Here is an 18,263-nt window from a genome sequence, read left to right on the forward strand (position 1 = left end):
GATTCACTGTAGACCCATCTAGTTCAAAGTTCAACATCAAGGGTCCAGGCCGGTCCGGAAATCGCCGGGGCGCATCCGCCGGGGTCCGCCGCACCCTGGCGGACGCGCGTAGAGCTGGGGCACTATCTCCCTGCCCGTATTGTCATGAGCAGGAGGACTCCCCCCATGCTGACCCGTCCCCGATTCCGCTCGGTCCTGACCGCGCTCGCCCTCGTCCTCGGCGCCCTGTTCGCGCCCGGCGTCGGTGTGCTCGGCGGTGGCGCCACGGAGGCCCATGCCGCCACCAAGCTCACCCACTCCCAGGCGACCTCCCGCTTCTCCTCGTCCGGGATCACCTGGTCCTCGTCCGGCGGCTGTTCCAACCGGAACGTCTCCACCTGTACGTCCTTCGACCAGCTCAACCTCACCAGCGCCCAGGGCGCCCAGACCCTGAAGAGCGCGTCGGGCTGCGCGCTCAACATCACCGGAGGCACCGAGACCGGGCACGCGAGCGGCACGTACTCGCACTGGAACGGCTACAAGCTCGACTTCGGCAAGACCACCTGCCTCACGAACTACGTGAAGGGCGTCTTCAGCTACATCGGTCTGCGGGGCGACGGCGCGCCGCAGTACAAGTCCGGCTCGGGCAACGTCTACGCCGACGAGGGCAACCACTGGGACGTGACCTACTACAACTGCGGCGGCTGCTGACCGTACGCGCTGAGGCCCTCGCCCTGTACTCACGGGGCGAGGGCCGTCTCAGTCGAACCGGACGACCAGGCGCACGCACGCCGCGCCGTGGCGTTCGGCCGGCACCCGCATGACGGTCAGGACGGGGGACTACGTCGCGGTGTGCACGGTCTGGCGGCGGGTCAGGGGCTCGCCCCTCGGCAGGACGCCCGCTGGGGGTTCCGGACGCCGAACAGGCTGCCGAACGCGGCGTGGTCACGGGCGTCGTGGAGGTGGTCCAGCTCGACGGCGGGCTGCCGGAAGGGGGCGGGGTCGCCGTCGGCGGAGTACATGTGGCGGCACTCGATGAACCCGTAGATGTCCGTACCCATGACCGACACGGTGCGCCGGCCGTGGGGCGGACGGCGCCCGGATCACCCGGGGTGTCCCGTCGACGCGGGCCGTGCGCCGACGGGACACCCCCGAGGTGTGCTCAGACCTGCGGCTCCAGCGCCGGCCCGAGGGAGGAGAACTTCTCCTTGCTCACGATCCTGCGCGGCGGCCAGGTGATGTTCTCCGGCGGCCAGCTCTGCCGGGTCTTCTTCAGGAACCAGGCGGGCGGCTCGTACATCGGGGGCTCGTAACCCTCGGGCAGTGCCGTCTTCCAGGTCAGGCCCTCGGTCCGCTTCTCGAACTCCTCCTTGATGCCCCGCAGCAGTTCCGGCTTCACCAGGAGGTCGACGGCCGTCGCCGCCAGATAGGACGCCGCGGCCGGGATCGCCGCGTGGGCGGGTGAGGATCCCGCGCAGGACGCCGTCGACCAGGTGTGCATCTTCGACCCGATCGGGGCCACCGCCGCACCCATGGAGACGGTCGGCACCTGCCAGCTGATGTCGGCCACGTCGGTGGAACCGCCGCCGAGGAAGACCGGGTTGGGCGGATTCAGCTCACCGATCTTGTCGTGCAGTCCGCTCTCCGGCAGCCCCAGCGACTTCTGCAGCTCCTTGGCCAGGCGCTGGGCTTCCTCGGAGTGGACCGGCGGGCCGATCTGCCGCATGTTGTCGTGCAGCAGCTCCGCGAACGACTTCGACGGCAGCTGGTTCCAGCAGGCCGAGGTGATCCGGTGCTGCACCGAGGTCCGGCTGGCGGTGGCGGCGGCCTTCGACACCGCGATGACCTTGTCGAGCAGCGCGGTCACCCGATCCACACTGCCCTCGCGGACGTAGTACGAGATCTCCGCGATCTCCGGGGTCACGTTGGGGATGTCCCCGCCGTTGTTGATCACCCAGTGCAGCCGGGCCGACGGCGCCATGCTCTCCTCGCGGAGGAACTCCGACATCGTCGCCATCATCACGGCCGCGTCCAGCGCGCTCTTGTTCCCCAGCGGGGTGCCGCCGTGGCCCGCGACACCGAGGAAGGTGAAGGTGACGGCCGTCATCGCGTTGGTGGTGCCCCAGCCGGTGGCGTTACCGGTCGAGGGGTGCCAGTCGAGGAAGGCGTCGAGCCCGTCGTAGACGCCCTTGCTGACCGCGTAGGTCTTGCCGATCAGCTGCTCCTCGGCGGTGGACCCGAAGAACTTCACGGTCACGTCGAGCTTGTGGCGCCGGGACGCCTCCGCCACAGCGGCGGCGGCGGCCGCGGCCGCCGTACCCAGCGCGCAGTGCCCGCAGCCGTGACCGGGCCCGTAGCTCGGGGCGAAGGGGTCGTGGATGTACTCCTTCGGGTCGTGCTCGCCGACCCCCTTCTTCTGCGAGAGGCCCGGCAGGGCGTCGTACTCCCCGCTGAAGCCGAGGACCGGGCCGCCCTTGCCCCGGGTGTACGTCGCGGTGAAGGCGGTGGGGAAGCCCGCGGTCCCGAACTCGACCTCGAAGCCCGCCTTGCGGAGGAACTCCGCCTCGGCGATCGAGGAGTTCCACTCCCGCAGGCTCAGTTCCGCGTGCTCCCATATCTCGTCGTTCAGTGCGTTGATACGGGCCGTGTTCCGCTCGATCCAGCCGAGCGCCGTCCGCTTGGCCTCCGAGTCGCCGGCCAGCCCCTCGGGGGCGGAGTAGGAGGCGGCGTCCACCGCTGAGCCGGCGGCCTCGTCGGACGCCGCCGCCATGGCCGGGTCCGCGGTCGCGCCCATCGCCGTGGTGGCGACTCCCGCGGCTCCGAGCATCTGCATGATCCGGCGGCGGCTGAGCCCGTCGCCGGTCCGTACCGCATGGTCGTGATCACTGGGATCGTGCAAGTCGCACACGGGCGCCTCCGGTCCAATGGCATGTACAAGTACAGTGCAGTGCCCGGCACTCTCCATTCCGGATGTTGCGAAGTCAATAGGCTGACGTGTACGCGGAGTTACATGATCCGCTTCCGTTCCACGGGGCGTGTCCGGCCGGACGCCGGGTGCCGTACGCACACGACAGGGCCGTGCCCCCCCCACCAGCGGGGGGCGGCCCCGTGGCGGGGGGGGGGCAGGTGCCCCCCCACACCCAGCAACCCCCGGGGGTTCCGTCGTGCGCCGCGCCTGACACGTCGGGCTCGCCGTCCGGGCGCACGTCGTCGTACGGGAACGCGTAGCCGATGGGCGAGTTCGCGTGGACGACGCGCGACCAGTGGTTGGTCACCGCGCCCTTGTAGTAGTCCGCCACGGAGGTTCCGTTGGGCTGCTGCGGGTGGCTGAGCATGATCGAGCGGTTGAATCCCGCCGCGATCCTGGCCAGCAGGGCCTTCTTGTCGTCGGAGTCACCCGGGTTGTTCGTGAAGGGGCCGTGGTTGCAGGTGAAGATGTCCTTCGACGTCGGCTTCACGAAGGTGTGCCCGCCCTCGAAGGTCAGCGTGTCCCCGCTGACCCGGCCGGCGAGCGTGCCGCGCCCGCCCTGCAGATCGATCCGCAGGTCGGTGGAGCGGTACTTCTCCCAGACCTCGTCGATCTGGGCGGTGAACAGGTCCCGGAAGGGCATCTCGTCCGGCCGGTCGAAGTACGGCGCCATCAGGTTCTGCGGAGAGACGACCCGCAGGACCTGCCCGTCCTGGCCACGGGTGACCAGCTTGTCCCAGGGCTGCCCGTCGGACGCCGCCTGGGCGGTGAGGTCGTCGGCTATGCGCTGCACCGCGCCGTCCGGCAGCGGGGCCACCGTGTGCGTCTCGTCGCCCTCCAGGGTGAGGCCGATGGGCAGGGCCGTCACCAGGTCGACGTAGCTGATGTTCGCGTACAGCTGCTGCGGGTTGAAGGTGAACTCGCAGAACGACCAGGTCCTGCCGTAGTTCGGGTCGGTGGGGGTCGCGAAGGCCGGCTCGACGAGGGACGGGCCCGGGTTCAGGTAGAAGTCCAGCTTGTCGTCGCGGACGAAGTACACCCGCGCGCCGTACATCTGGGGCAGGGTCAGTACGACGGGTCCGGCCCCCGCTCCCTTCAGCGGGATGGCGCAGTCCACCGGCAGGGGCGTCTGCGGGGCGCCGGGGGAGTCGGGGCGGTAGACACTGCCGTCCGGGCGCAGCAGCACCCAGCGGTCCGTGCCCTGCTCGTGGCCGGTGACGTACGCGTGGACCGTGCCGGGCAGCGAGCGGTTCTCCAGCGCGAGCTCGCAGGTCGCGGCGGCCGCCGACGCGCGTGGGCTGAGACTGCCGCCCCAGAGGGGATAGGTGAGCGCGGTCGCGGAGGCGGCGGCGCCGGTCAGGAACATTCGGCGTGAGATCACGAGGGAACTCCCGAGAGGTGGGGGGCGCAGACGGGGAGGGCAGGGGGTGTGGCGAGGTCGAGCCGTGGGGGGCCGCCTGCGGTGCGCACCACTCTCGCGACGCCCCCGTACGGCGTCAAGAGTTATGACTGAGAGCGCTCTCAAGAAGGCCTTGATCTTCACAACTCGACGCCTGATGACGGGATTTGACGACCCGTGGCCGACGTGTCGGCGCCCCGGCGCGCGAGGTGGACGGGAACTGAAGGCCCGGACCGGGGTGGCGACGGCGCGGAGGCCGGGGCCTGGGCGGACCGGGGTGCGGGGTATGGTCCCCCGGGTCCCACAGGCATCTCGCGGGCGTCCGTCCCGGGGCGAGCGGGGCGGACACCCGTCCGGGGGGTGGACGCCGGGTGTTCCGCCCGTCCGGGGAGCGGGCCGGGGAGCGGTGCGTGCCTTCCGGGGCACTCGGCTGCCCGCCCGTCACGCGGGCAACCGGTCGCCCGCGTGACGGGCGGAGAAGGCCCCGGTCCCGCGTCCCCGCCCCGCCGTCCCGGGGCCGGCCCGGCGGTGCGCCTCTCCCGCGCGTACGCCCCGGACGCCGGGCAGCCCGCCGGTCGGCGTCAGGGCGTACGCCGGTGGCCGGCTTCCGGCCTGGCGCCGCCCCGGCGCGCGATGGCCGCGCGGTGGGGGCGCGCGTCTCCGTGCCAGGCCGGCGCGCCGGAGCCGCCCCTCCGTAGCGGTGGGTCCGGGTCGTCCGCTCCGGTGGATCCACGGCGTGGCGTGGCCCGTGGTGTGTCAGGAGCCACACCCGCTCCCTTTGTCGGAGCCCGACAAAGGAGAGGCCCTCCGGGCTGGTGGATGGGCTGCACGGCGCCCGCCTTCTGTCGGGTGCCACCAGGAAACCGGTCAGGAGACTGTCCGGAGTGAACGGCGGGGTTTACGCGGTCGGGTTCGTAGGGTCGACGTATGACCGTTGTGGACGAAATCCCGGGTGAGTCGAGCGACACGCGTGGCCGGGTGGCCGAACTGCTGGCGCTGCGTGAGCAGGCCCGGCGTGGACCGAGCGACCGGGCGACCGAGGCGCAGCACGCCAAGGGCAAGCTGACCGCCAGGGAGCGCATCGAGCTGCTGCTGGACGAGGGTTCGTTCAAGGAGGTCGAGCAGCTGCGCCGGCACCGGGCGACCGGTTTCGGCCTGGAGGCCAAGAAGCCGTACACCGACGGTGTCATCACCGGCTGGGGCACGGTCGAGGGCCGGACGGTCTTCGTCTACGCGCACGACTTCCGGATCTTCGGCGGGGCGCTGGGCGAGGCCCACGCCACGAAGATCCACAAGATCATGGACATGGCCATCTCGGCCGGTGCCCCGCTGGTCTCCCTGAACGACGGCGCGGGCGCGCGCATCCAGGAGGGCGTCTCGGCGCTCGCCGGCTACGGCGGCATCTTCCAGCGCAACACCCGGGCCTCGGGTGTCATCCCGCAGATCTCCGTGATGCTCGGCCCGTGCGCGGGCGGCGCGGCCTACAGCCCCGCCCTGACCGACTTCGTCTTCATGGTCCGTGAGACCTCGCAGATGTTCATCACCGGCCCGGACGTCGTGAAGGCGGTCACCGGTGAGGAGATCACCCAGAACGGCCTCGGCGGCGCCGACGTGCACGCCGAGACCTCGGGCGTCGCGCACTTCGCGTACGACGACGAGGAGACCTGCATCGCCGAGGTCCGCTACCTGATCGGGATGCTGCCCTCCAACAACCGGGAGAACCCGCCGGTCGTCCACAGCGACGACCCGGCCGACCGCCGCGGCGACGTCCTGCTGGACCTGGTCCCCGCCGACGGCAACCGCCCCTACGACATGCACAAGGTCATCGAGGAGCTCGTCGACGACGGCGACTTCCTGGAGGTCCACGAGCGCTGGGCCCGCAACATCGTCTGCGCCCTGGCCCGCCTCGACGGCCAGGTCGTCGGGATCGTCGCCAACCAGCCGCAGGCGCTGGCCGGTGTGCTGGACATCGAGGCGTCCGAGAAGGCCGCCCGGTTCGTCCAGATGTGTGACGCGTTCAACATCCCCATCATCACTCTCCTGGACGTACCCGGCTTCCTGCCCGGCGTCGACCAGGAGCACGGTGGGATCATCCGGCACGGCGCGAAGCTCCTGTACGCGTACTGCAACGCGACCGTGCCGAGGATCTCGCTGATCCTGCGCAAGGCCTACGGCGGCGCCTACATCGTCATGGACAGCCAGTCCATCGGCGCCGACCTGACCTACGCGTGGCCGACCAACGAGATCGCGGTGATGGGCGCCGAAGGTGCCGCCAACGTCATCTTCCGCCGGCAGATCGCCGACGCCGAGGACCCCGAGGCCATGCGGGCCCGCATGGTCAAGGAGTACAAGGCCGAGCTGATGCACCCCTACTACGCGGCCGAGCGCGGCCTGGTCGACGACGTCATCGACCCGGCCGAGACGCGCGAGGTGCTGATCGCCTCGCTCGCGATGCTCCGCAACAAGCACGCCGACCTGCCGTCCCGCAAGCACGGCAACCCCCCGCAGTAGCCGACCGCGCGGCAACCCCGCAGACGTCCGCCCACTGCCCAGAAGACGGAGACACCATGACCACTCCCGCCGATTCCGTCCTGCGCGTCGAGAGGGGCCAGGCCGGCCCCGAGGAGCTCGCCGCCATCACCGCCGTCCTGCTCGCCCGCGCGGCCGCCCAGCCCGAGGCGCCCGCCCACCGCGGCCGCAGCACGGCCGGATGGCGCCGCCTGGAGCGCACCCCCGGTTTCCGGGCCCCGCACAGCTGGCAGGGCTGAGAACGGCCCGCCCGGGCTCTTCCCGGGCGGCTCCCGTGCAACGGTGAAGGCCCCGTACTCCTCGAGGAGTACGGGGCCTTCACCGTGTGCGGCGGCCGGTTCAGCGCAGGCGGGCCATGAGTGCGTGCTCGACCAGGGTGATCAGCGCGCTCTTGGCGTCGGCGCGGTGCCGTGCGTCCGTGGTCAGGATCGGGGTGTCCGGGCCGATCTGGAGTGCTTCGCGTACTTCGTCGGGGGTGTAGGGCTGGTGTCCGTCGAAGCCGTTGAGGGCGATGACGAAGGGCAGGCCGCTGTTCTCGAAGTAGTCGACCGCGGGGAAGCAGTCGGCGAGGCGGCGGGTGTCGACGAGGACGACGGCGCCGATGGCGCCGCGGACCAGGTCGTCCCACATGAACCAGAAGCGGTCCTGTCCGGGGGTGCCGAACAGGTAGAGGATCAGGTCCTGGTCCAGGGTGATGCGTCCGAAGTCCATGGCCACGGTGGTCGTGGTCTTGTCCCCGGTGTGGGTCAGGTCGTCGATGCCCGCGGAGGCGGACGTCATCACGGCTTCGGTACGCAGCGGATTGATCTCCGAGACGGCACCGACAAACGTGGTCTTACCCACGCCGAAGCCCCCTGCCACCACGATCTTCGCCGAGGTAGTGGAGCGGGCCGCTCCGCCGCTAGAGCTTGCGAAGTCCACTGAGCACCCTTTCGAGCAGTGTCACGTCTGGTTGGCCGCCGGCGGCCTCGTCGCCGCCGGGCTGATGGATAGCGACGAGTCCGGCCTCGGCCAGGTCGGCGACGAGGATCCGGGCAACGCCGAGCGGGATCGAGAGCAGGGCCGACACCTCGGCCACCGACTTGATCTCGATGCACAGCCGGCAGATCCGCTGGTGCTCGGGCAACTGCCCTTGCAGCCGGGCAGGATCAGCCGTGGTGCTCACCAGCGCCTCGATGGCGAGCTGGTACCGGGGCCGGGTCCGGCCACCGGTCATTGCGTACGGACGGACCAGCGGGTTGTGTCCCGAGGGCTTCGCGGGCGCGGGTGCCTGCCGCTGCACGGGCTGGATGCGCGACGGCGGCGTCTCGTACCGCTGCGGCTGCTGTGGCTCGTGCTGCGGCTGCTGGTACGGAGGATGCTGCTGGGTCCAGCCGGGACCGGGCTGCTGCCAGTCGCCGCCCTGTGGGCCCTGCTGCGCCTGCTGATAGGGCTGCTGGTACTGCTGATACGGCTGGTAGGACTCCTGCGGGCCCATTCTGCCGGGCATGGAGGGGGTGTCGAAACGGTTGTCACCCTGCTCACCCGGGACCCGCCCATCGCCCTCGTACGGGTGCCCGCCTGTGGGTGCTGCCACGATTCCTCCTCCGACTGCCGGTCGCCATCCCAGTGGTGCCGCGCCACCGCACCTTATGGCGCGGTGACGAGAAACGCACTGTCTGTCTATTAGTTAAGAAGACTTCCCTGGAGTTCGGCACGGAGGTCCGGGGTCAGAACACTTCCCGCACGGTCCACGAGAAGTGCCATTTCGTACCCAACCAGGCCGATATCGGCGTCCGGGTGGGCGAGAACGGCCAGTGAGGATCCGTCAGAGATGGACATGATGAAGAGGAATCCTCGCTCCATCTCCACAACGGTCTGATTCACGGCGCCGCCCTCGAAGATCCGGGAGGCACCCGCCGTCAGCGACGTCAGGCCGGAGGCCACGGCCGCCAGCTGGTCGGCGCGGTCCCGTGGGAAACCTTCGGACATCGCCAGCAGGAGTCCGTCGGCGGAGACCACCACCGTGTGCGACACCCCTGGGGTGTTGTCCACGAAGTTGGTGATCAACCAGTTCAGATTCTGCGCCGCCTGGCTCATCGGGCTCACACTAACGCTCCTGGTTGTAGGTATTACTTGTGTCCGACCCCGCGGAACGTCCCCGCAGGACCCCGCGGCGCAGGTTGCTCAACCTGCCCCGTACGTCCTCGGGGGCGCGGGAGACCTGTGGGCCGCCCTGCTGGGTCTGCTCCGCCGTGCCCTCGACCAGATTGGCCTTGGGCACGCGCCGGGGGAGTCCGGAAGGCGTGATCCCGCCCGCCTTCGGATCCCGGAGCTTCTCGGCCCGCTCCCAGCGCTCGTCGTTCGCCGAGCGCCAGTCGCCGTGCGTGTCCGCGTCCGCCTGCTCGGGCTGCGTCTGCGGCTGTTCCTGCCGGGGCCGCTGCCGCTGCTCAGGAGGTGCGGGCTGATCGTTTCCGCGGCCGGTGGGCTGCCAGTGCTGCTGGCCGGCGCCCCGGCGCGGGAGCCCCGCCTCGGTCAGGTCGTGACCAGGGTTCGGGCTGGGCCCCGGGCGCTCGAAGCCTACGCGCTCGGACGACCCGGCGGGCGTGCTCGGCGTGGATTCCGCTTCGGCCGGCGCCTCGGGCTCGTAGGAGCCCTGGTACGAACCCTGCCCGGCCCAGTCCCCCTGGTGGGGGGCACCGTTCTGAGCCGCGAACGGATCGGCGTACTGCTCCCGCAGGCCGTCCTGAGCCGGGTACGCGGCTTCCGCGAAGGAGTTCTGCGGTTCCTGGTAGCCGTCGCCCGCGTACGCGTCGTAGCCGCCCTCGTAGCCGGGCTGCGCGTACCCCTGCTGCTGCTCGGGGGCGTACTGCTCGGGCGCGTACTGCTGCTCCTGGCCGAACTGCTCCTGGGGGTAGTGCTCCTGGGAGTAGTCCTGCGGCTGCGCCTGGCCTCCGGCCTGGAACAGGGACCGCTCGTCCGAGGACTGCGCCTCCAGCGCCGCCCGGCGCTCCTCACGCATCAGCGAGCGGTTGACCGGGTCCAGCTGCGGGGAGTCCGCGGCTTCGGTGTCGTAGCGCGAGTCGTCGAAGCCGAGTTCGGCCGCCGTACGCATCGGGGCGAGCGAGTGGCCGCCGTCGAAGCCCTGGGCCTGCCGCTGCTCGGGGATGATCGAGGAGACGGTGAAGTCGTCCTCCTGGGCGGACTCGCCGCCGCCACCGTGCGTGATCGCGTCCGGGAGCATGACCAGCGACGTGGTGCCCGCCTGCTCGCCCGAGGGGCGCAGCTGGACCCGGATGCCGTGGCGGTCGGCCAGCCGCCCGACCACGAACAGGCCCATGCGCTGGGACACCGCGGCGTCCACGGTCGGCGGGTTCGCCAGCTTGTGGTTGATGTCGGCGAAGTCCTCGGCGGTGAGGCCGATGCCCTTGTCGTGGATCTCGACCATGACACGGCCGTCGGGCAGCCGGGTCGCGGTCACGCGGACCTTGGTCTGCGGGGAGGAGAACGTGGTGGCGTTCTCCAGCAGCTCGGCCAGCAGGTGCACGAGGTCGGTCACGGCCTGGCCGTGGATCTCGCTCTCCGGGACGCCGGTGAGCTCGATGCGCTCGTACGACTCCACCTCGGAGGAGGCGGCCCGCAGGACGTCGACCAGCGGAACAGGCTGGTTCCAGCGGCGGCCCGGCTCCTCGCCGGCGAGGACCAGGAGGTTCTCGCCGTTGCGGCGCATACGCGTGGCGAGGTGGTCCAGCTTGAAGAGGCTCTCCAGCTGGTCCGGGTCGGCCTCGTTGTTCTCCAGGTCGGTGATCAGGGTCAGCTGGCCCTCGATGAGCGACTGGTTGCGGCGCGACAGGTTGGTGAAGATCGCGTTGACGTTCCCACGGAGCATGGCCTGCTCGGCGGCGAGCCGGACGGCCTCGCGGTGCACCTGGTCGAAGGCGCGGGCGACCTCGCCGATCTCGTCCTGGCTGTTGATCGGGATCGGCTGGACCCGGGTGTCCACCCGGCCGGGCTCGGTCCGCGACAGCTGGTCGACCAGCATCGGGAGCCGCTGCTCGGCGATGTTGAAGGCGGCGGTACGCAGCTGGCGCATCGAACGGCTCATCTGGCGGGCCATGAGCCCGGCGATGACGAAGGCGGCCAGCAGCGCGACGATCACGATCGCGGCGTTGACGACGGCGTCGTTGCGGGCGTCCGCCGAGATCGCGGCGGCCTCGGTCACCGCCTTGTCGACGAGCTCGTTCTCGACCGTGGTGTAGCCGTCGAACTTCGCGGTGGCCGCGGCCATCCAGGTCTCGGGGGTGATCCCCTTGGCCTTCAGCTCGTCCGGCTGCTTGCCCTGGCCGATCTGCTGGGCCATGCCGTCGAACACCGAGCCGTCGATGCTCGGGGGTGCCACGAAGGGCTTGCCTGCGGCCTTGGCCTGCGCCTGGGCTGCCTTGAGCTGCTTGGCGCCCTCGGCGGCCTTGCCGGCCATGACCTCCTTGAGGCGGGCCGCGTCGGCCTCGGTGCCACCGGAGACGAACTCGCCGAGGGCGATCTGCTCCAGGTAGTTGTACGAGCTGAACGCGGTGACCTGGCCGTTGAAGTTACGGGTCTCCTGGCTCGGGCGCACCAGCAGGTGCATGCCGATCGAGCGCTGAAGCGATTCTGCGGCCTTGGCCAGCTCGATCGCGTACACCGTCCGGCCGTAGCTGGTGATGTTGCCGGTACCGAGGCCGAGCTCGTTGGAGAACTCCATCAGCGAGTGCTGGACCTTGGTGTAGCCCTCCTCCGTCTTCACCGGGTCCATCGCCTCGGCGTAGGCGGCCTTGCGGAGATCGGGAAGGAGCGGCTCCTCCACCTTGAAGAGCTTCAGGCGGCGGTGCAGGCCCTCCTTGTCCGGCATGTTCTGCACGGCGGCGTCGAACTTCGCGGCGGCGCTGTCCGTGGTGGCCCGCGCCCGCTCGACCTCGGGCGCGGTGCGCTTGTTGGACAGCAGGGGCTGTGCGGTGAGGTCACGCTCGTTCAGCAGCGCCTGTCCGTACTCCGCGGCGGCGCGGACGACCAGGGCCGTCTTCTCGGCGTCCTGGGCCTCGTTCCAGGTGTCGAGCGAGCCCTTCACCTGGAAGCCGCCCATGACCAGACCGACGAGCGCCGGGATCAGGAGAATGGCGTTCAGCCTGGTGGGCACCCGCCAGTTGCGCGGTGACAGACGGCTGCCGGTGCCGCCCGCCGGCTCCGCCTCGGACACCGTGTCCGCGGGCGGAGGCACCACAGCGCGTTGCGGCGGGGTGAAGTTGCCCCGTTCCGGCTGCGCCGCGGAGCCCTCGTTGCTTCGCCTCACTCGACCAACAACCTCTCGGCGTCGGCACCTACGTTGTGCCGGATTACGTTCAGGGGGCCGTACTACTGGGTAGTTCGAGGCATTGCAGCACGCGGATGGGTCGCGTTCCAAACAGTCGGAATGCGCGGTTCCGAGTGCGCCTGCCCGTAGATAAATCGGGCATAAAGAGCGAGCCCCGTCAAAAGGCGGGGCTCGTATGAGCGCAGTGGTACCGCCCGTGCGCATCGGGTATCGACGGGGCTCGAATTCTCTGTCGAAATGTTATGAACGCGGGGGCGGAGCGTGTCAAAGGACACAGGCCGCCCCCGCGTGTGACTACGGCAACTTCCGTAGATCACTGCCGACTTGCGACTACTTCAGGCGGGCCATGAGCGCGTGCTCGACCAGGGTGATCAGGCCGCTCTTGGCGTCGGCGCGGTGCCGTGCGTCCGTCGTGATGATCGGGGCGTCGGGGCCGATCTGGAGTGCTTCGCGTACTTCGTCGGGGGTGTAGGGCTGGTGTCCGTCGAAGCCGTTGAGGGCGATGACGAAGGGCAGGCCGCTGTTCTCGAAGTAGTCGACCGCGGGGAAGCAGTCGGCGAGGCGGCGGGTGTCGACGAGGACGACGGCGCCGATGGCGCCGCGGACCAGGTCGTCCCACATGAACCAGAAGCGGTCCTGTCCGGGGGTGCCGAACAGGTAGAGGATCAGGTCCTGGTCCAGGGTGATGCGTCCGAAGTCCATGGCCACGGTGGTCGTGGTCTTGTCCCCGGTGTGGGTCAGGTCGTCGATGCCCGCGGAGGCGGACGTCATCACGGCTTCGGTACGCAGCGGATTGATCTCCGAGACGGCACCGACAAACGTGGTCTTACCCACGCCGAAGCCCCCTGCCACCACGATCTTCGCCGAGGTGGTGGCACGGGCCGTACCGCCGCTAGAGCTTGCGAAGTCCACTGAGCACCCTTTCGAGCAGTGTCACATCCGGCGCGCCGCCGGCCTCTCCGTTGCCCGGCTGGTGGATGGCCACCATGCCGGCTTCCGCCAGGTCCGCCACGAGGATCCGTGCCACACCCAGGGGCATGGACAGCAGGGCGGACACCTCGGCCACCGACTTGACCTCACGGCAGAGGTGGCAGATCCGCTGGTGCTCGGGAAGCAGCGTCCCGAGGTGTGCGGGGTCCGCGGTCGTGCTGACCAGTGCCTCTATCGCGAGCTGGTACCGGGGCCGGGTCCGGCCACCGGTCATGGCGTACGGACGTACCAGCGGCTGGTCGCCTTCACCGTCGTACGACGCGTGGTGCAGTGCGCCGTACGGATCGGGTGAGGCGGGTGGCGGGGTCATAAGTCCTCCGGGCGTGACAGCAGGATGTCGGCTTGCCGTCTGAAGGTGGCCGGTGGGGGGCTGTGTCGGCCGGACGGGTGAGGGTTTTCTGTAGTACCTGGGGGGATCGTGTCAGGTGTCTGCCGCATGACCGCCTAGTGGAGCAGACTGCCTTGTAGTTCGGCACGGAGGTCAGGGGTGAGGACGGTCCCCGCACGGTCGACGAGGAGCGCCATCTCGTACCCGACCAGACCGATGTCGGCGTCCGGGTGGGCGAGAACGGCCAGTGACGAGCCGTCCGAGATGGACATGAGGAAGAGGAACCCTCTCTCCATCTCCACGACCGTCTGACTCACGGCCCCGCCTTCGAAGATCCGGGAGGCACCCGCCGTCAGCGACGTCAGGCCCGAGGCGACAGCCGCCAGCTGGTCGGCGCGGTCGCGCGGAAATCCTTCGGACATCGCCAGCAGCAGGCCATCGGCGGAGACCACCACCGTGTGCGACACCCCTGGGGTGTTGTCCACGAAGTTGGTGATCAGCCAGTTCAGATTCTGCGCGGCCTGACTCATGGGGCTCAACTAACGCTCCTGCTGGTGAGTGGGGCCGAGTTGGAAACTGCCGGTAGACGAGCCGCTGTTGGCCTGTCGTCCCTGCTGGATGCCCCGGCGGAGATTGGTCAGACGGCCGCGTACGTCATCCGGCGCACGCGAAACCTGAGGTCCGGACTGATGATTCTGCTGCTGAGCGGTGCCCGGCACCAAATTGGCACGTGGGACGCGGCGTGGCAGCCCGGACGTGGTGATCCCGCCCGCGGCGGGCTTCTTGACGCGCTCCGCCTGCCGCACGAGTTCGTCGTTGGGCGAGGCGCGCCATGAACTGGTGGCACCGGAATCGGCCGCGCCACGCCTGGGCATGGCGGGAGGCGGAGTGCCGGCGGGCTGGGGAGAGGCCGGTGCCTGCGGCTCGGCCGCGGGCGGCTGCTGGCCACCCTGCTGCGGGCCGTGGAACCAGTTCGTCTCCAGCGTGTCGTACAGCGGTGTACGCCCGTCACCGGGACCGGCCGGCGGGAGCACCTCGGGCTGCTGCGGCAGGGCCGGACGACGCGGCGGCTCGGCGGCGAACTGCGCCGGGGGCCGCGGGGCGCCGAAGTCGGCGTCGGGGGCCTGGCGGGGAGCGGGAGCCTGCCGGGCGGGGAAGCCCGTGGGCGCGGGCGCGTCGAAGTCCGGGCGGGCGAACTGCGCGGTGCTCGCCGGGTCGGGGGCCTGCGGAGCCTGCGGGCGCGGTGCCGAGAAGTCCGGACGTGCGAACTCCGCGGTGCTGCCGGGGCCCTGACGGTCATTCATGGGCGGACGCCGGTCCGCCGGGGGGAACTGCTGGTCGGGCGCGGAGGTGCCGGGCCGGGCGAACCGGCCGGTGTCGTGCTCCTCGTGACCGCGCGGCGTGTCCTGCTGCGGACGCCGGGGAGCGTTCTGCTCCTGGGCACCCCAACTGGTTCCCGCCGGACGCCCGGGCTGCTGGGGGGCACCGCCGGGCAGCTCGGCGCGGGGGCCGCCGGAGGGAGGCAGCTGACGGCCGGGGCCACCGGGCTGCTGCGGGCCGTTCGGGCCGGGCCGGCCGGGCTGGGCCTGCTGGGAGGCCTGCGGGGTCTGCCGGGCCGGCGGGCCGCTCTGCGGGCCGGAGTGACCGAACAGGTTCGGTCCCGTGGCGGAGTCGGGCGCGGGACGTGCCCCGCCCCGGGCGCCGCTGAAGGCGCCGGCGAGGCCGCCGCCCTGGCGCGGTCCCTGACCGCCGGGCCCCTGCTGGGGCCTGCCGGGGCCACCGTCGCGGGCGGGCAGCGCGGCGCGCGGGGCGGCGCCTGCGCCGACCTCGCCGCGCGGTGCCGACGCGCCCAGCCCGTTCTCCGGACCGGCGGGACGCCGGCCGCCGCCGGACGGAGCGCCGCCGGCGAGGAGGCCGCCGGGCGCGCCCTTCTGCTGGCCCTGCCCCTGGCCCTTGCCCTGCTGGCCGGGCTTCGGCGGCTGCTTGCCGCCGTGCGCGACCTCCATGGGCAGCATGACGAGCGCGGTCGTACCGCCGGAGTCCGAGGGACGCAGCTGGATCCGGATACCGTGACGCAGCGACAGCCGGCCGACCACGAACAGACCCATGCGCCGGGACACCGAGACGTCCACGGTGGGCGGCGAGGCGAGCCGTTCGTTGATCGCGGCCAGGTCCTCGGGGGAGAGACCGATACCGGTGTCGTGGATCTCGACGAGCACACGGCCGTCGGGCAGCGCGTGACCGGTGACCCGGACCTTCGTCTGCGGCGAGGAGAACGACGTGGCGTTCTCCAGCAGCTCGGCGAGCAGGTGCACGAGGTCGTTGACGACGCGGCCGGCGACATCGGTCGCGGGCACCGCGGCCAGCTCGATGCGCTCGTACTGCTCCACCTCGGACGCGGCGGCACGGAGCACGTCGACCAGAGGAACCGGCCGCGTCCACCGGCGTCCCGGCTCCTCACCCGCGAGGACGAGGAGGTTCTCACCGTTACGGCGCATACGCGTGGCGAGGTGGTCGAGCTTGAAGAGCGAGGACAGCTGGTCCGGGTCGGCCTCGCGCGACTCCAGTTCGGAGATGAGCGAGAGCTGACGCTGGATGAGGCCCTGGCTGCGGCGCGAGAGGTTGGTGAACATCGCGTTGACGTTGCCCCGCAGCAGCGCCTGCTCGGCGGCCAGACGGACCGCCTCGCGGTGCACGTCGTCGAAGGCCGCGGCCACCTGGCCGATCTCGTCACGGGAGTGCACACCGACCGACTCGACGGAGGTGTCGACGTCCTGCGGGTCGGTCTCGGAGAGCTGCTTGACGAGCTCGGGCAGACGGTCCTGGGCGACCCGGGTCGCGGTGTCCTGCAGACGCCGCAGCGAGCGGATCATGGACCGGGCCACGACGAAGGCGCCGACCAGCGACACACCGAGGACGATCAGGATGATCGCACCGTTCAGGATCGCGTCCCGCTGCGACTCCTCGCGGAGTTCGCGCGCCTTGGCCTCCATCTCACCGAGCAGCGTCTGCTCGATGGTCTTCATGGCCTGGATCTTGTTGGAGCTCTGGTCGTACCAGTCCATGTACGTGCGGGCCTTGCTGCCCTCCATGCCCAGCGGGCTGTCGAGCACCTTGCGCGCGTACATGTCCGCGGCGGTGATCTCCGGATTCCCGCTGTCCAGCGGCGCCAGCAGCTCGGCCGAGCTGTTGCCGGTGGACTCGTAGGTCGTCTCGAAGGTCTTGAGGGTGGTGCTCGCCTTTTCCAGCGCGTTGCGGCCGAACGCCTGGTCGTTGTCGTTCAGGTGCGTCTTGGTGCTGTCGCCGCCCGGCAGCGCCGCGGCGATGATCGCGCGCTCGACGGAGGCGTACTCCTTCGAGGAGGAGAAGGCGGCCAGCGCACGGGTCCGCTTGATCATCTCGGGGTTGCTGGTGGCCTGCGCCATGTCCTGGGACAGGCTCAGCAGCGAGGTGATCAGCTGGCTGTACCGGTCGACCGTGTTGAGACTGGGGCTGTCGCCCGCGTACGCGTCCTTGCGGATGCTGGTGATGTTGCCCAGCTGCATGCCGATCTGGCTGACGCTCGCGTGGATGCTGTCCAGCGTCGCGTCGCCGGGGGTGTTGCCTATCTCGTCGGTCGCCTCGAAGAAGGCGTCCTTCGCACGGTCCGTGCGGTCACGAGGCTGGGTGACCTTGTAGTCGGTGGCCTTCACGCCGTTCGACAGCGGGCCGGCCGAGCTGTCGCGCTCCTGCTGGAGCGCGTCGGCGAGCGCGGTCGCCTGCTTCGTCATCTTGGTCAGCAGCTGCATGTGCTCCAGCTGGTCCATGTCGTTCATGGACTCGTTGATGCGCAGACCACCCAGAGTGGTCGCGGCGACCACGGGAAGGGCGAGCAGGGAGACCAGACGGGTGCTGATGCGCCAGTTGCGCAGGGCTATGCGAGAACCCGCGTCGGGAGGGCCGACCGGCTTGAGGGGCGCCGAAGCCTCCGCGGCGCCGGCACCCGGAGCGGCGGAGCGCTGCCGGCCGTCGCCGCCGTCACCGGCGGGGCCGGGGCTCGGGGCGTGCTGGGGCGAGGAACCACGGTCGTTCCCGCCGCGCGGCTCCTGATCGGCCGAGTTGTCCCCTCGGCCCTGGCGGGGCTGGGGCGACCCCATGCCATCCCTCTTGAAACGTCCCTGCACTAGCGTCGCAACCTCTTGACCAGGCGCCCCTCCGCGCGTGGCACGGCGGGACGGTGTCGGCGTCGTGGGGCACTGGGCGCGCCCCGATGGTGGTCGTGAGTGACCGGCGTACTTCCCCCTCCCGCCGCCACTCGGCGCTGCGTTGCGCCCCTGCGCGCTGGGCCTGAAACCCGCGGCGGTGCGTGGAATTCCAGCACAGTGGCGGATCTCCAACAAGGCCCGCGTACCGTGCTGTGACGTGTATGACACGGTGTGACGGCCGTGTCACGAGGTGTGGAACGTGTTCACGGTCAAAACGGTCCATTCAGGGTGATCATCCAGGGGGTGGAGGGTGTCCCACACGCCATGATCGGGAGCGGAATGCCAGATTCGGGCAGGTAACGCCGGGTTTGCTGCACGTGATCAACTGCCTGCAATGAGCGGTTTGTCGGCAAGTTGGTGAGCAAACTCACACGATGATCGCCGTCTCATCCCGGCCAACCCGGGGATCGGGATGTTTAGCCTGGCGCTTTACACGGATGGCGAATCCGACAACCGGCGCACCTCAGGGCGGCGCCCCAGCGACAAGGATCCGAACGGCA

13 protein-coding genes and 1 pseudogene are annotated in these 18,263 nt (G+C 70.5%); 3 read left to right on the forward strand and 11 right to left on the reverse strand.

Translation table 11 applies throughout. The annotated features are described in order from the left end of the window. The first annotated feature begins 165 nt into the window (after nucleotides 1-165). Entirely contained in the window at nucleotides 166-690 is a 525-nt protein-coding gene (locus ACFXOA_RS10965; protein ID WP_385024953.1) for a hypothetical protein, read from the forward strand. Between the two features lie 161 nt (nucleotides 691-851). Here the strand turns inward: ACFXOA_RS10965 and ACFXOA_RS10970 are convergent, their stop codons facing one another. The 3 genes and pseudogenes from ACFXOA_RS10970 to ACFXOA_RS10980 all read right to left on the reverse strand — a co-directional run. Next, on the reverse strand, nucleotides 852-1,040 hold the full coding sequence (locus tag ACFXOA_RS10970) for a hypothetical protein (protein WP_385024956.1): 189 nt from the start codon (nucleotides 1,038-1,040) through the stop codon (nucleotides 852-854). A gap of 101 nt (nucleotides 1,041-1,141) precedes the next feature. Then, complete coding sequence (locus ACFXOA_RS10975; RefSeq protein ID WP_385024959.1) at nucleotides 1,142-2,887, reverse strand: amidohydrolase; 1,746 nt, start codon at nucleotides 2,885-2,887, stop codon at nucleotides 1,142-1,144. Nucleotides 2,888-3,131: 244 nt separating this feature from the next. After that, a pseudogene (locus ACFXOA_RS10980) lies at nucleotides 3,132-4,313 on the reverse strand (glycoside hydrolase family 64 protein); the annotation flags it as partial. Between the two features lie 960 nt (nucleotides 4,314-5,273). Between ACFXOA_RS10980 and ACFXOA_RS10985 the strand changes: the two are divergent. Then, a complete protein-coding gene (locus ACFXOA_RS10985) occupies nucleotides 5,274-6,857 on the forward strand; it encodes an acyl-CoA carboxylase subunit beta (protein WP_385024962.1) in 1,584 nt (527 codons plus the stop codon). Nucleotides 6,858-6,913: 56 nt separating this feature from the next. Next, on the forward strand, nucleotides 6,914-7,114 hold the full coding sequence (locus ACFXOA_RS10990) for an acyl-CoA carboxylase subunit epsilon (RefSeq protein WP_385024964.1): 201 nt from the start codon (nucleotides 6,914-6,916) through the stop codon (nucleotides 7,112-7,114). A 100-nt stretch (nucleotides 7,115-7,214) separates the two neighbouring features. On the opposite strand, the gene ACFXOA_RS10995 is transcribed toward ACFXOA_RS10990, so the two are convergent. The 8 genes from ACFXOA_RS10995 to ACFXOA_RS11030 form a co-directional block, all read right to left on the reverse strand. Continuing rightward, nucleotides 7,215-7,796: an ATP/GTP-binding protein gene (locus ACFXOA_RS10995; RefSeq protein WP_014048542.1), complete on the reverse strand. Its 582-nt coding sequence runs from the start codon at nucleotides 7,794-7,796 to the stop codon at nucleotides 7,215-7,217. After that, nucleotides 7,777-8,451, reverse strand: coding sequence for a DUF742 domain-containing protein (locus ACFXOA_RS11000; RefSeq protein ID WP_385024967.1), 675 nt, complete (start codon nucleotides 8,449-8,451; stop codon nucleotides 7,777-7,779). Before ACFXOA_RS11000 ends, ACFXOA_RS10995 begins: the two co-directional genes overlap by 20 nt. Before the next feature lie 89 nt (nucleotides 8,452-8,540). Then, nucleotides 8,541-8,954, reverse strand: a complete 414-nt coding sequence (locus ACFXOA_RS11005) for a roadblock/LC7 domain-containing protein (RefSeq protein WP_006127847.1) — start codon at nucleotides 8,952-8,954, stop codon at nucleotides 8,541-8,543. A gap of 10 nt (nucleotides 8,955-8,964) precedes the next feature. Continuing rightward, a complete protein-coding gene (locus ACFXOA_RS11010; RefSeq protein ID WP_385024970.1) occupies nucleotides 8,965-12,180 on the reverse strand; it encodes a nitrate- and nitrite sensing domain-containing protein in 3,216 nt (1,071 codons plus the stop codon). Between the two features lie 351 nt (nucleotides 12,181-12,531). Beyond that, on the reverse strand, nucleotides 12,532-13,113 hold the full coding sequence (locus ACFXOA_RS11015) for an ATP/GTP-binding protein (protein ID WP_015611636.1): 582 nt from the start codon (nucleotides 13,111-13,113) through the stop codon (nucleotides 12,532-12,534). After that, on the reverse strand, nucleotides 13,094-13,501 hold the full coding sequence (locus ACFXOA_RS11020) for a DUF742 domain-containing protein (protein ID WP_003966010.1): 408 nt from the start codon (nucleotides 13,499-13,501) through the stop codon (nucleotides 13,094-13,096). The genes ACFXOA_RS11015 and ACFXOA_RS11020 overlap by 20 nt, the downstream gene beginning before the upstream one ends. Before the next feature lie 134 nt (nucleotides 13,502-13,635). Next, complete coding sequence (locus tag ACFXOA_RS11025; protein ID WP_006127850.1) at nucleotides 13,636-14,049, reverse strand: roadblock/LC7 domain-containing protein; 414 nt, start codon at nucleotides 14,047-14,049, stop codon at nucleotides 13,636-13,638. Nucleotides 14,050-14,058: 9 nt separating this feature from the next. Beyond that, nucleotides 14,059-17,655: a nitrate- and nitrite sensing domain-containing protein gene (locus ACFXOA_RS11030; RefSeq protein ID WP_385024974.1), complete on the reverse strand. Its 3,597-nt coding sequence runs from the start codon at nucleotides 17,653-17,655 to the stop codon at nucleotides 14,059-14,061. Nucleotides 17,656-18,263: the final 608 nt, after the last annotated feature.

Origin of the sequence: Streptomyces sp. NPDC059166, assembly GCF_042755185.1 — a bacterium.
Taxonomy (GTDB): Bacteria; Actinomycetota; Actinomycetes; order Streptomycetales; family Streptomycetaceae; genus Streptomyces.